Raw genomic sequence first — 13,916 nt, 5'->3', positions numbered from 1 at the left:
GAGTCCATGGACATCACGAAGCAATCCCCCCGCGCCGCCCGCGCGCACGAGGAGTTCCTTTTCAGCGGCCGGATGACGTGCATAGACTGCCACAAGGGCATCGCCCACCGCCTGCCCGACATGACGGGCATCGCGCAGTGGCGTCCGGACCAAACGATTCAAGGCGGGGCAACTCGGGGCGGGGCGGGGCAGGGAGGTCAGTGATGGCGCACATCGTCGAGATCCGGGGCGGCGTCGTGGTGGACAACGACGACGCCGACGACGGCTACCTGCCCACGGGCACGCACATTGCCCGCCCGGACGGACACTACGTCAGCTTCGGCATGGACGTGGAAGGCCCCTACACCCGCGATGCCGCTGCCCAACGCCTGGACGCGCTGAAACGCGCCACCGAGGAGGAGCTCAACCAGGACGACGGGCACAAGCACACGGAGGAGTGAAGCAGCCCCTCCCTCGCGTCCGGCGAGGGAGGGGAGAAGCATTACCCGCCGCCCGCCAGGCTCTTGCGTACGGTGTCCTGCAGCAGGGTCGGCTGGATGGGCTTGTGCAGGAGCGCGCATTGGGCGGCCGCCGCCTCGCGCAGGCGGTCGGCGGACGTATCGCCGGTCAGCAGGACGCCCGGCGTGTCGCGGCCCTGGCGGCGGCGGACCGTGTCCATCAGCATCAGGCCCGTCTCGCCGTCCGGCAGGCGGTAGTCGGCGAGCACGAGGTCGGGCTCGACCCCGGCCGTGATGTGCTCCAGCGCCTCGGCGACGGAGCCGGCGTCCACCACGCGGTAGCCCCAGCCCTCCAGCATCATCGCCAGCGCCATGCGGATCACCGCGTCGTCCTCGACCAGCAGGACCAGTGCATCGGTATCCTCCGCCGGGGCTTCGTCGGTGGACCGGGCGGCGCGGGGTGCGGCGTGCGCGGCCTCGTCCTCCGCGCGGGTCGGCAGGCCGACGGTGAAGCAGGAACCCTTGCCGGGCGTCGAGCGCACGTCCAGCGTGCCGCCCAGCATGACGATGAGGCGCTTGGCGATGGACAGGCCCATGCCCAGCCCCTCGCGCCGGTCGCGCGCCGCGTTGCCCACCTGGTAGAAGTCTTGGAAGATGCGGTCGATCTGGTTCTCGGCGATGCCGATGCCGGTGTCCCACACTTCGATGCGCGCCACGCCGGGGCGGCGGCGCACGCCGAACAGCACGCGGCCCTCCTTGGTGTAGCGCAGCGCGTTGGCCAGCAGGTTGCGCAGCACCCGTTCCAGCAGGGTGCCGTCGGTCTGCACGCTCAGGCGGGCCGGAACGGTGGTGAGGCGCAGGCCGGCGGCGGTGGCCAGGGGCGCGAATTCGGCGTTCAGGCGATCGAGCATTGCGCCGACGTCGACGCGCGCCGGCACCGGCTTGACCAGCCCGGCCTCCAGCTTGGAGATGTCGAGCAGCCCGTCCAGCAGCGTGCCGAGCGAGCCCACCGATTCCCGCAGCTGCTCGGCCAGCCGGCGGGCACCCTCGCCCAGGTCTTCCTTGAGCAGCAGGTTGGAGAACAGCATCAGCGCCTGCACCGGCTGGCGCAGGTCGTGGCTGGCCGAGGCCATGAAGCGTTCCTTGGCGTCGAGGGCGACGTTGAGGGCGCGCTCCATGGCCTTGATGGTGGTGATGTCGGTGACGCTGGAGACCACCGCCTCCACATGGCCCTGGCTGTCGTGCACCGGGTGGCTGCTGACGCGCAGCCAGCGGGTGGGGCCGCCCGGACCGTCGGGGCCGGTGATGCCGACCACCTGCTCGATCACCGGCTCGCCGCTGCGGTAGGCCTGGGCGGCCGGCGGCAGGCCCTTCAGACGGAAGCTGTCGGCGCCGATGAAGCGGCGCTCCGCCGTGGTGCGTTTGCGCGGCGCCTCGTCCAGCGGCGGCGCCCGCGGGTCGAGGAGGACGGCGGCCGGGCCGGCCAGCAGCCGGTCGGCCATGGCGTTGGAGACCAGAACCGTGCCGTCGGCGTTGCGCATCACCAGCCCCTCGTGCAGCGACTGCACCAGCGTGCGGTGCCGCTGCTCGCTGAGGCGCAGCGCCGCCTCCGCGGCCAGATGCGCGGTGACGTCGCGGAAGGCCATGACGGCGCCGGTGATGCGGCCGTGCTCGGTCATGGGGGCGACGGTTAAGGCGATGGTGATGACGCGGCCGTCGGCGCGCCGCAAGCGCTGCTGCTCGATGTGGCGGGGCTCGCCGTCGGCCAGCGACTGCACGATGGCCTGCGGCCCCTCCGTCCCGCCGCCGGCGAACAGCTCGACCAGCGGGGAGCCGGCGAGGTCGGCCGCAAGGTGGCCGGTCATCGCCTGGGCGGCGGCGTTGGCGAAGGTGATCAGCCCGTTGCCGTCGACGCCGAAGATGCCGTCGGCCACCGCCTGGAGGATGTGGTGGTAGGCGGCCTGCGCGCGCTCCGCCGCGTCGCGCGCCGCCTGCACCTCGCGCACCCAGGCGTTGCGCTCGGTCACGTCGGTGACGGTCAGCAGCAGGTCGCCCTTGTCGCCGTCCTCCAGCGACACCTGCCGGCCATCGGTCAGCCCGTCGATCAGGCCGTGCGGGGTACGGTATTGGAACTCCTGCCGCACCCAGGCGCCGGTCTCGCGCAGGCGGGCGAGTGCTGCGAGCAGCCGGCCGTGGTCGGCCGCGTCGACCAGCAGGGTCAGCGGCCGGCCCTTCAGCTGGCGGTGCGGCAGCCCGAACTGGCGCTCGGCGGCGGCGTTCGCCTCGCCGACGATGCCGGCGGCGTTGACCGTGAAGCAGGCCAGCGGCTGCGACTGGAAGAGCTGCACGTACTCCAGGCGGGACACCTCCAGCGCCTGCTGGGCGGTGCGCAGTTCCTCGTTCTGGATCTCCAGCTCGGCCTGATGGACGTACAGCTCGTGCACGACCTCCTGCACCGAGGAGGACGACAGCCCGGCCGCGGTGAAGGCACCGTCGTTGAGGATCTTCTCGGCCCGGCGGCGCAGGCGTTCGTGCCGCTCCTCCGTCACGGGCTGCCCTCCGGCGCCTGTTGCGCGGCCGGTTCCGGAGCCAGCGTCAGTTCCATCAGCTTGCGGTTGGTGATGTTGATGCGGCTCACCACCGTGCCGCCACTGCCGTCCGGCAGGCGCACGGCGTTCAGCAGGAACCAGCGCCGGTCAGGCCCGCGATGGCTGGGGTATTCGATGGTGAACTGCTCCACGTCACCCGTCATGACCCGGCTGAGGCCGTCCCGCACGGCCACGGCGGGACAGGCGGCCAGATAGGCGGCTCCGACCTCCGCCGGCTCGCCCAGGTCCGGGGCGGCGCGGCGCCACGCGTCGTTCACCATGGTGATGCACCCGTCGCGGTCGAGCACGGCGATGTGCTCCGGCAGCGCGTTGATGAGCGATTGCAGGCGCATCTCGGCGTGCTTGGCGGCGGTGACGTCGACGAAGGTGACGACCACGCCGGCCGTCAGGTTCTTGTCGGTCAGGTAGGGCAGGATGCGGATCTGGATCCAGCGCCCGTCGCGGACCTGCACGTGCCGCTCGACCGGGTCGTTGTCGTCGAAGACGGTGCGGATGTCGTCGAGGAAGTCGGGGTAGTCGATGTTGGTCGACAGGTGCGTGATCGAGCGGCCGACGTCGCGCGGGATGATGTTGATGAAGCTCGCCGCCGCCGGGGTGAAACGGCGGATGATCAGGTCGCCGTCGAGGAAGACCACGCCGATCTCGGTGGAGCGCAGCAGGTTGTCGAGGTCGTTGGTGATCTCCGTCAGCTCCTCCACCTTCGCCTGGTACTCGGCGTTGACGGAGTAGAGTTCCTCGTTGACCGACTGCAGCTCCTCGTTGGTGCTCTGCAGCTCCTCGTTGGAGGCGAGCAGTTCCTCGTTGGTGGCCTGCAGCTCCTCGTTGGCGGTCTCCAGCTCCTCGATCGTGGCCTGCAGGTTCTCGCCGCGCGACAGCAGTTCCTGCTCCAGGCCGCGGATGCGCTCGGCCGTGTCGGCGTTCAGGTCGAACTCGGTGTCGGGGGAGGGGAGCGCGCTGGGCCGCGACGGCTCCAGCAGCACCAGCGCGAAGCGGCGCGCCGTCTTGCGCGACGCGAAGGGCTTGACGCGCAGCGTGATGGCGCCGATCCCCTCGCGGTCCTTCACCGGGATGTGGGAGAGCGCGAAGTCCTCGTTGGAGCGGAAGGCGCGGCTGAGCGCCGTGCCCAGCACCATGGACAGCGCGCCCGGCAGCAGCTTCAGCACGTTCAGCGTCGCCTCGCCCGGCGGCACGCGCAGGATCGGCCCGGCGTCGCCGAAGACGTGCAGGATGTTCAGCTGCTCGTTCACCAGAAGGCACGGCGGCACGTAGGACTTGAGCAGCGTGCCGATCGCCTCGTCGATGGCGATCGTTTCGTCGGCGCCGGGTGCCGCCGCGTCCTCGCCGCCGCGCGCGTGCGCCGCCGCGACCGAGGGCACCAGCAGCCGCGACAGCCGGTAGGAGCCGGCGCGCAACGACTGGAACAGCTTGTTGCGGCTGTCCACCGTATGGAACTCCGCCGACAGGTCGCCCAGCGTCTCGGAGCTGCCGAGGAACAGGAAGCCGCCCTGGCGCAGCGCGTACTGGAACAGGCTCAGCACTTTGCGCTGGAGCGGCGTGTCCATGTAGATCAGCAGGTTGCGGCAGCTCACCAGGTCCATCTTGGTGAACGGCGGGTCGCGCATGATGTTGTGGGTGGCGAAGACCACCATGCGGCGGATGTCGCGCGCCACGCAGACCTTGTCGCCGCGCGGCGTGAAATAGCGCTCCAGCCGTTCCGGCGACACATCCTCGGATATCGAGGGCGGGTATTCGCCGACGCTGGCGAACTCGATCGAATCCTGGTCGATGTCGGTGGCGAACAGCTTGACGTCGATGGACACGCCCAGCCGTTCCATCGCCTCGGCGAACAGGATGGCGATGGAGTACGCCTCCTCCCCCGTGGCGCAGCCGCACACCCAGACGCGGATGCCCTCCAGGGTCGGGCGCTTGGCCACCAATGCCGCGACGGCGCGGTCGGCCAGCACCTGGAAGGCGGCTTCGTCGCGGAAGAAGCGGGTGACGCCGATCAGCATCTCCTTGTACAGGCTGACCGCCTCGGCGTTGTTGCGCTTCAGCAGGGCCGCGTAGTCCTCCAGCGAGTCCAGGCCGGCGCCGTGCATGCGCCGCTCGATCCGGCGCAGCAGCGTGGCCAGCTTGTAGTGCGAGAAATCGACGCCGGTGGCGGCGCGGATGGCGGCGACGATCTGCGCCAGCGGGTCGGCGTCGCGGTCGCGCACGGTGGGAACCGGCAGTTTCGGCGCGCGGGTGATCGCCTTGCGGGCGTGCTCGACGATGCGCCCGGGCAGCGCGTCGGGGGCCAGCACGGCGTCTATCTTGCCGGTGGCGATGGCGCTGCGCGGCATGCCGTCGAACTGCGCGGTTTCCGGCTCCTGGCAGGCGGCGAAGCCGCCGGCCGCCTTGATGGCCAGCAGGCCGCGCGTGCCGTCCGATCCGGTTCCGGACAGGACGACGCCGATCGACAGCGACCCGGCGTCCTGCGCCAGTGCCGAAAAGAAGATGTCGATGGGCAGGCTGATGGTGGAGCCCATGTCCTTGGTCGTCAGGCGCAGGCGGCGCCCCTCGATGCTCAGGTGCTTTCCCGGTGGCAGCAGGTAGACCATGTTGCGCTCGACCTGCACGCCGTCGACCGCCTGCACCACGTCCATCTTCGTGTGCTTGGCCAGCAGGTCGACCATCAGGCTCTTGTGCACCGGGGAGAGGTGCTGGACGACGACGTAGGCGAGGTCGCTGTCGGGCGGCACGCTGTCGAAGAAGCGCTGCAGGGCCTCCAGCCCGCCGGCCGAGGCGCCGATGCCGACGATGCAGCAGGGGCGTTCATCGCTGGCGGGTGTGTCCGGCGCATCCGCCGGCGTGCCGGCTTCGGTCGGGTGATCCTGCGGTTCGGTCGCTTCGGGTGTGTCGTCGTGCACGTGGGTCTTCTGCGGTTCCGGTCCCGATCCGGAGGTGGGGATCCCCTAGCCTCCGGTTGTGGGGCGCGGCGCCGTGTCGGTCTGCCGAAGGGTCTCGAATGCGCCGCGCCACTGGTTTCGGCTATATACCGATGCTCGAAACCGGTCAATCTCAACCAATTGACTGTGCTCCGGCGTTGACGCCATACGCCGGAAGGGACATTGACGCGGCACAATCGCAAATAGATCGCCCCGTTAGTTCTATGCGGAACGGCTATATACTTGGGCCGTGCTATTGCAGCGTGTCGAGATTGCCCAGGCGCGGGCGGAATACGGCCGTTTGCCGCAGCGTGCGTTGCGGCAGCAGCGCGGTGGCGAACAACGGGCGGTAGTCGTAGACGGCCTCGGTGATGATGGCCGATTCGTCCTGCGCCAGCGTGAAGCCGGCCGGCAGGGTGGCGGCACCGCCCGCCTTGCCCAGGCCGCTGCCGGCGGAGACGCTGCCGATTTTGCGTTGCCAGTTCACTTTGGCGCGCCCCGGCCCGTCCCAGCTGACCGAGGTGACGATGGCCGCGCCCTGGCGCGTGAAGTCGAAGGGGCTGGCGATGTCGTCGGCGGCGGCGAGGATGGCGTCGACCTCCGCCGCGCGCGCCTCGCCCATGCGGGCCACCGCGTCGGACAGGGTGCCGGCGACCCCTTCCAGCTTCAGGTGCAGCACGCCGTAGCGCGACACCTCGAAGCCGCCGGTCAGCACCAGCATCAGCACCGGCACGGCCAGCGCCAGTTCCACCAGCACGCCGCCGCGCTCGCACCCGGTCAGGCTCCGGAAATTAAAGGACGCATGGATCATTGCTGTACCCCGTCGTCGTAGGGTTCGTTGCGCACCACGGTGGTGGCGGACAGGCGCAGCGGCCCGCCGCCGTGCATGAAGGCGGCGACGGGCGTCCACACCGGCGCGGTGAAGCTGGCCGTGTAGACGACCACCTCCCCGGCGTTGCCCGGCCCGGCCGATCCGGCGCCGCCGGCCTTCAGCGCGGCGAAGTCCTTGTACACGCGCATGCTGACCGTGGTGTTGGTGCCGTTGGCGAGGCCCAGCGTGCGGCGGCGGATGCTCTCGACGATCTCGGCCGTGCGCGAGGTGCCGGCCGGCACGTGGCCGGTCATGCCGTAGCGCGACGCGCTGCGCACGCCGCCTTCCAGCGCGGCGCTGACGAACAGCGTCAACGTGCCTTCGATCACCGCCAGCATGGCCAGCAGCATCACCGGGGCGGCCAGCGCGAATTCCACGATGCTGGCGCCGCGTTCGCAGGAGAGCAGGCGGGGGCGTCGGGTCATGCCGGGGGCCTCCTATTGCGCGACACGGAGGTTGGCGAGCTGCCCGCCGATGGTGCGGAAGGCGCGGCGCAGCCCTTCGGAGTCCTTGGAATCGAAGTGATACTCGGGCTTGGTCGCGCACCCCCGGAACAGCGTCCAGATGGGGTTCGACGAGCCGACGCCGAAGGTGATCGTGTAGACGACGATGCCCTGCGTCCGCAGGGAATTGCAGACTTGGGTCAGGCGCTTGTTGAGTTCCGCCTTGCGGTCCGAATCCCCGCCGGAGGCGATGAGCCGCTTGTATTCCTGACGCCCGTAGGAGGTGTAGACGTCGGGGAAGGTGTTGTCGCCGTCGGTCAGGATGACCACGGCCTTGCTCCGCTTCGGGTCGCCGTAGTCGAAGGGCATGCCTTCCTGGTTCATCTCGCCGCCCCACAGGCCGCGCCAGCGCGGCGACAGCATGCGCCACGCCCAGACCAGCCCGACGTGGTTCATCGTGCCGCTGGAACTGCTGAAGGCACCCATGGCGGTGATGGCGTTGAGGACCGTGGTCTTCGGCGATACCAGCGGCGTGATGGGCGGCGGGCAGCTCCTGTTCGGGCCGGTCCCGTCGTTGGTGCCGCCGTTGTTGTAGTCGACCTCGGTCACGTCCTTTGCCTTGGGGTAGTAGTTCTCGTCCTTGACGCTGGCGTAGCGGAAGGGGCGCCAGGACTCGATGTTCGGCGGGTCGTCGGTGATGTCGCGCGACAGCGGCACGCCGGTGGGGCCGGTCCCGGCGCGCGGCTCGTTGTGCGGCGCTTCGGTGCGCGGCACGCGCTCCTCGATGCAGCCCTTCCAGCCCAGCGGGCTGATCTTGAAGTCGTCGGGGTTGTAACCGGTCAGCCAGTTCGTGCGCGGCCGGCCGATGTTCACCGTCGTGGTGAAGGGCACCAGCCCGACCCACATGTTCTTCACGACCTCCTGCTTGCCGTACAGTTCGGCGACGAGGTCGGCGGCGCCGGCCTTCATGGCGTCGATCTTGCGGACGCCGTTCACCTTGTTGATCATCGACCCGGTGTTGTCCATGACCAGCACCAGCTCCAGCCCGCGGACCTGCTGCTTGATGACCGAGCGCGCGGCGACGTCGACCCTGTCCTTTCCGACCAGGCGCATGATCGTGGTGTCCAGCGCCGCGCCGGCGGTCAGCGTGATCTCGCGCGCCTCGTCGTTCATGGTCCAGGTCAGGCCGGTGACGCGCGCGCCCAGGAAGCCGGGCGGGAAGTTCACGTCGAAGTACTTGCGGATGGCGGCGTCGCGCTTGGCCGCGTCGTCGTAGTCCTGGCCGCCGGCCAGCCCGGCGGCGTCCAGCGCGCGGGACAGGCGGGACTGCACGAAGTAGGCCCGCGCGCTGTCCACCGCCACGCCGGTCAGGGCCAGCAGCGGGACCATGGCCACCGCCATCAGCACGACGACCGCGCCGGACTGGTCGCCGGCCAGCCGCCGGCATGCGCTTGGCATCCACGCAACTCGGGTCATGGCGCAATCCTGTCGGAAGACCCCCGAAAGCGAGGGCGTGGCGCCAAGGCTATCCGAAATCGCGGAGAGTGGTCGGGCGTGGACGGGGGAGGCGCCGTCGCGATGGGGATGCCGCGTTCGGCACCCTTGCCCCACGCTTGGGGGTGCATCGCCGGGGGTTCCGCGCTTGGGGCTCCCCATCCGGGCGAACATACCTCGAATTTTTGGCGAATCCCTCCCTTCGCCCCGCTGCACCGGATTGCCCAAGCCGGCATGCTTGGCCCAGCCCACGCCGGGCAACCACCGCGGCAGGGCGCCACCATCCTCCCCACCATCCCCTGGAGTGTCCCATGAACCGCATCACCGCTTTCGCTTCCCGCCTGGCCAAGGACGAGCAGGGCGCCGCCCTCGTCGAGTACGGCCTGCTGATCGGGCTGATCGCCGTCGCCTGCATCGCCGCGCTGACCACCTTTCAGGGCCGCATCAGCGCGCTGTTCGGGCGCATTGGCGGCGACCTGGACGGCGTGGCGCCGTAACCCGCGTCTTCCGTCTCCCTCCCCCTGGGGCGAACCGGCGGCCCGTTCCTTCACGGCCGCCGGTCCTTCGGCCTCCGTCCCCCGCAAGGGGGCGGAGGCGCCTTTTCCATACGGTTCCTATCGAGGATCGCCGCATGAACACCCGTGCGCTCGTCATGCTGGGGCTTGCCGTCGGGCTCGGCGGCCTCGCGGTGGTCACCGCCCGCTCGCTCATCCAGCCGCCGCCCGTTCCCGTCGCCGCGAAGCCGGAGCCGCCGAAGCACGCCACCGTGGTGGTTGCCGCCTCCGCGCTGCCCTTCGGCAAGCCGCTGACCGCCGCCGACCTGCGCGAGGCGCCGTGGCCGCTCGACGGCGTGCCGCCGGGCGCCTTCTCCTCCATCGCCGAGGTGACCAGGGACGGCCCGCGCGTGGTGCTGGGTGCCCTGACGCCGGGTGAGCCGGTGCTGACCGGAAAGCTGAGCGCGCCGGGGGCGCGCGCCGCCCTGTCCATGCTGGTGGCCGCCGACAAGCGGGCGATGACCGTCCGCGTCAACGACGTGAACGGCGTGGCCGGCTTCGTCCTGCCCGGCGACCGGGTGGACCTGCTGCTGACCCGCCAGACCGACCCGAAATTCCCGGTCACCGACCTGCTGCTTCAGAACATCAAGGTCCTCGCCGTCGACCAGCAGGTGGAGGACCGCAAGGAGATGGCCATCCTCGCCCGCGCCGTGACGCTGGAGGTGACGCCGGAGGAGGGGCAGAAGCTGACGCTGGGCGCCACCATCGGCTCGCTCAGCCTGTCGCTGCGCAACCTCGCTGACGGGGCCGCCGCCGACCCGCGCACCATCGGCCTCGCCGACCTGGGCGGTGGCCTGCCGGACGGCGCGGTGGCCGAGGTGCCGCCCAACATCGTCCGCGTGGTGCGCGGCGCCAAGGTGGAGGACGTGCAGGTCGCCGCCTCCATCACCGTCACCCGGCCGGCGGCGTCCGGCAACGACGTCACCGAACGGCCCGCCAAGGGGAGCCTGCACCGATGATCGCCGCCCGTTCCCGTGCCGTCCATCCCCACGCCATGAAGACCGCTGCCGTCCTGGTGCGCAGCGAGGAGGCGTACGAGGCGGTGACCACCGCCCTCACCAGCGCCGACGGGCTGGCCGGGCGCGTGCGCCTGGGCCGGCTGGCCGGGGCGGACGACCCCTGGCTGGACGACGGCGCCACCGACGTGCTGGTCCTCGACATCGACATGGGGGATACCGGCGAACTGGCGGCGCTGACCGGCGTGATCGAGCGCTTCCGCAACCGCATCCCGGTGCTGGTGACGGCACGCCAGCCGACCGTGGAGGGCATGCGCGCGCTGCTGCGCCTGGGCATCGCCGACCTGATCCCGCAGCCGATCCGCCGCGCCGACCTGCTGGCCGCCGTCGCCGACGCGCTGGCCGCCGTGCGCGGGGCGCAGGCGGCGCGGCGCCGCCGCGGCCGGGTGGTGGCGACCATGAAAGCCACCGGTGGTGCGGGCGCCACCACGGTGGCGGTGCTGCTGGCCTCGGCACTCGCGCGGCGGGAACGCAACGCGGGGCGCGTCTGCCTGCTGGACCTCGACCTCCAGTTCGGCTCCGCCGGGTTTCACCTGGATTTGGACTCCAAGGCCGGCATCGCCGAGCTGGTGCCGGCCTTCGACCGGCTGGACGGGGCGCTGCTGCGCGGCACCATGGCGCGCCACGGCTCCGGCCTGGACGTGCTGCCGGCCCCGGCGGCGGTGACGCCGCTGGAGACGCTGACGCCGGAGATGGCGCTGGCGCTGATCGAGACGGCGGCCAGCGAGTACGAACACGTGGTCATCGACCTGCCGCACGCCTGGACCGCCTGGACCCGCGCCGCGCTGGGCGCCGCCGACACCATCCTGCTGGTGCTCCAGGCGACGCTGCCGGCACTGCGCCACGCCCGCCGTCAGGTGGAGACGCTGCGCGAGGAGGGGCTGGGGGCGGTGCCGCTGGTGCCGGTGCTGAACCGCTTTGCCCCGCGCGTCTTCGGCCGCAACCCGGAACTGCGCGACGCCGAGAAGGCGCTGGGCTGCGAGGTGCGGTACCACCTGCCCAGCGACTACCGCGCGGTGACGGAGGCGGTGGAGGCCGGCGCCCCGCTGTTCGACACCGGGCGCGGCCGGGCCATCGTCCGCGAGGTGCGCCGCATCGCCGAAGCCGTGGCCGGCACGCCCGCCGCGGCCGGCGACGCCGCCGAAGCCGCGTGAGGAGAGCGCCGATGCTCAGCCGCTTCATCGCCACCCCCGCCGCCAGCCGCTTCGCCACGCCGGTAGCACCCGCGCCCGCATCCGTAGCCCCTGCGCCGGCGCCGGTCGCCGAACCGGTGCCGGCGCCGTCCGGTGCTGCGGCGGAGTACGTGCAGCTGAAGGTCCGCCTGCACCAGGAACTGCTGGACGTCATCAACCTGGCCGCCATCGACAAGCTGGACGCCGACCAGTTCCGCCGCGAGATCGGCGAGATGGTGCGCGAGCTGCTGGCGCGCGAGAAGGTGGCGCTGAACGCCGCCGAACGCGGCCAGCTGGTCAACGACCTGCTGGACGAGCTGCTGGGCCTCGGCCCCATAGAGCCGCTGCTGAAGGATCCCACCGTCTCCGACATCCTGGTCAACACGCACGAGCAGGTGTTCGTCGAGCGCGCCGGGCGGCTGGAGACCACGCCGGTGCGCTTCAAGGACGAGAAGCACCTGCTGCGCATCATCAACAAGATCGTCTCGGCCGTCGGGCGGCGGGTGGACGAGAGCCAGCCGCTGGTCGACGCCCGCCTGCCGGACGGCAGCCGCGTCAACGCCGTGGTGCCGCCCGTGGCGGTGGACGGGCCGCTGCTGTCCATCCGCAAGTTCGCCAAGATCCCCTTCACCATCGAACGCCTGCTCGACGCCGGGGCGCTGACCCGCGAGATGGCGGAGTTCCTGCGCTGCGTCGTGCGCGGGCGGCAGAACATCGTCATCTCCGGCGGCACCGGTTCGGGCAAGACGACGATGCTGAACGCGCTGTCCAATTTCATCGACCACGCCGAGCGCATCGTCACCATCGAGGACGCCGCCGAACTCCAGCTCCAGCAGCCGCACGTCGCGCGCATGGAGACGCGCCCGCCCAACATGGAGGGCAGGGGGGAGATCGCCCAGCGCGACCTCGTCAAGAACGCGCTGCGCATGCGGCCCGACCGGGTGATCCTGGGCGAGGTGCGCGCGGGCGAGGCGTTCGACATGCTCCAGGCCATGAACACCGGCCACGACGGCTCCATGACCACGGTGCACGCCAACACCTGCCGCGACGCCGTGGGCCGCCTGGAGCAGATGATCGGCATGGCCGGCATCGAGATGCCCGTGCGCTCCATCCGCGGCCAGATCGCATCGGCCATCGACATCGTCCTGCAGCTGGAACGCATGGGCGACGGGCGCCGCCGCTTGGTCAGCGTGCACGAGATCGTCGGCATGGAAGGCGACGTGATCGTCATGAACGAGATCTTCCTGTTCCGGCGCGAGCGCACGGACGCCGACGGCACGGTGCACGGCCGCCACTGGGCCACCGGCCTGCGCCCGCGCTGCCTGGAGGATTTGAAGGCGCGCGGCCTGACGGTGGAGCCGGCGATCTTCTCCCCCGACCGGCCGCTGGGCTGAGGAAGGCACGCGCATGTCCATCGATCCGCACCTGCTGCTCTACGGCGCGCTGTTCCTCAGCGTGCTCTGCCTGGTGGAGGGGCTGTACCTGCTGCTGTCCGGGCGGCCGATGTGGCGGCGCGCGGTGAACCGCCGGCAGCGCCTGCTGGACAACGGCACGGGGCGCGAGGACACGCTGGCCGTGCTGCTGCGCCGCGACGGCGGCAAGGCGGGGCGCCTGTCCGAACTGGCGCCGGTGCGCCGGCTCGACCGCCTCGTCCAGCAGGCGGGGGCGTCGGTGGCGACGGCGCGGCTGCTGATCGGCATGGTGGTTGCCGCCGTGGCGTTCGGCCTGATCGGCGGAGCGCAGATGGAGATGGCGCCGCCGACGGCGGCCGTGTTCGGGCTGGCGTCCGGTGTCGGGCTGCCGCTGGCGTGGCTCAATCTGGCGCGCAAGCGCCGGCTGAAGCGGTTCGGCGACCAGTTGCCGGACGCGCTGGACGTCATCGTCCGCTCGCTGCGCGCCGGGCATCCGGTGCCGGTCGCCATGAAGCTGGTGGCGGAGCAGATGGCCGACCCGATCGGCAGCGAGTTCGGCATCGTCGTCGACGAGATGACCTACGGCCTGGAGACGCGCGAGGCGCTGGAGCGCATGGCGCAGCGCGTCGGCCACGCCGAGCTGGGCCTCGTCACCGTCGCCATCAAGATCCAGTACCAGTCCGGCGGCAACCTGGCCGAGGTGCTGGCCGGCCTGTCGCGCATCATCCGCGCGCGCGCCGGCATGCTGCGCAAGGTCGCCGCCCTGTCGGCGGAGGGGCGGATGTCGGCGACGATGCTGACGGCGCTGCCCGTCGTGGTCGCCGGCGCCATCACGCTGCTGAGCCCGGACTACTTCAGCCAGGTGCAGGGCGACCCGCTGTTCCCGGTGGTGCTGACCTGGGCCGGCTGCGGGCTGCTGACCGGCATCCTGATGGTCTGGCGCATGGTCAACCTGCGCGTTTGAGCCCCGCATTCTGGAGG

General features: G+C 71.1%; 12 protein-coding genes. 7 read left to right on the top strand and 5 right to left on the bottom strand.

Features of this window, described 5'->3' with window-relative positions; all coding sequences use genetic code 11:
* Window positions 1-204, top strand: a 204-nt coding sequence (locus tag VED21_RS13140) for a NapC/NirT family cytochrome c (RefSeq protein WP_324882820.1), incomplete at its 5' end; no start/stop codon positions are given.
* Window positions 204-440, top strand: coding sequence for a hypothetical protein (locus VED21_RS13135; protein ID WP_324882819.1), 237 nt, complete (start codon window positions 204-206; stop codon window positions 438-440). The genes VED21_RS13140 and VED21_RS13135, both read left to right, overlap by 1 nt.
* Window positions 441-481: 41 nt before the next feature.
* Here VED21_RS13135 and VED21_RS13130 read toward each other — a convergent pair whose 3' ends face one another.
* The 5 genes from VED21_RS13130 to VED21_RS13110 all read right to left on the bottom strand — a co-directional run bounded on the left by VED21_RS13130 (window position 482) and on the right by VED21_RS13110 (window position 8,763).
* Entirely contained in the window at window positions 482-2,986 is a 2,505-nt protein-coding gene (locus VED21_RS13130) for a PAS domain S-box protein (protein ID WP_324882818.1), read from the bottom strand.
* A complete protein-coding gene (locus VED21_RS13125) occupies window positions 2,983-5,955 on the bottom strand; it encodes a chemotaxis protein CheB (RefSeq protein WP_324882817.1) in 2,973 nt (990 codons plus the stop codon). Before VED21_RS13125 ends, VED21_RS13130 begins: the two co-directional genes overlap by 4 nt.
* A gap of 271 nt (window positions 5,956-6,226) precedes the next feature.
* Entirely contained in the window at window positions 6,227-6,784 is a 558-nt protein-coding gene (locus tag VED21_RS13120) for a TadE/TadG family type IV pilus assembly protein (protein WP_324882816.1), read from the bottom strand.
* Entirely contained in the window at window positions 6,781-7,269 is a 489-nt protein-coding gene (locus VED21_RS13115) for a TadE family protein (RefSeq protein ID WP_324882815.1), read from the bottom strand. Before VED21_RS13115 ends, VED21_RS13120 begins: the two co-directional genes overlap by 4 nt.
* Before the next feature lie 12 nt (window positions 7,270-7,281).
* A complete protein-coding gene (locus VED21_RS13110) occupies window positions 7,282-8,763 on the bottom strand; it encodes a pilus assembly protein TadG-related protein (RefSeq protein WP_324882814.1) in 1,482 nt (493 codons plus the stop codon).
* Window positions 8,764-9,092: 329 nt separating this feature from the next.
* Between VED21_RS13110 and VED21_RS13105 the strand changes: the two genes are divergently transcribed.
* From VED21_RS13105 to VED21_RS13085, 5 genes are all read left to right on the top strand, one after another.
* Window positions 9,093-9,278, top strand: a complete 186-nt coding sequence (locus tag VED21_RS13105) for a Flp family type IVb pilin (RefSeq protein WP_324882813.1) — start codon at window positions 9,093-9,095, stop codon at window positions 9,276-9,278.
* A 134-nt stretch (window positions 9,279-9,412) separates the two neighbouring features.
* Window positions 9,413-10,294, top strand: a complete 882-nt coding sequence (gene cpaB / locus VED21_RS13100) for a Flp pilus assembly protein CpaB (RefSeq protein WP_324882812.1) — start codon at window positions 9,413-9,415, stop codon at window positions 10,292-10,294.
* A complete protein-coding gene (locus VED21_RS13095; protein ID WP_324882811.1) occupies window positions 10,291-11,505 on the top strand; it encodes an AAA family ATPase in 1,215 nt (404 codons plus the stop codon). The genes cpaB and VED21_RS13095 overlap by 4 nt, the downstream gene beginning before the upstream one ends.
* A gap of 11 nt (window positions 11,506-11,516) precedes the next feature.
* Window positions 11,517-12,917, top strand: coding sequence for a CpaF family protein (locus VED21_RS13090; protein ID WP_324882810.1), 1,401 nt, complete (start codon window positions 11,517-11,519; stop codon window positions 12,915-12,917).
* Window positions 12,918-12,930: 13 nt separating this feature from the next.
* Window positions 12,931-13,899, top strand: a complete 969-nt coding sequence (locus tag VED21_RS13085; protein WP_324882809.1) for a type II secretion system F family protein — start codon at window positions 12,931-12,933, stop codon at window positions 13,897-13,899.
* Window positions 13,900-13,916 lie beyond the last annotated feature (17 nt).

This window comes from Azospirillum sp. (assembly GCF_035627195.1).
Taxonomy (GTDB): domain Bacteria; phylum Pseudomonadota; class Alphaproteobacteria; order Azospirillales; family Azospirillaceae; genus Azospirillum.
Note: the sequence above shows the minus strand (reverse complement) of the source record. Positions and strands in the feature narration are given on the sequence as shown.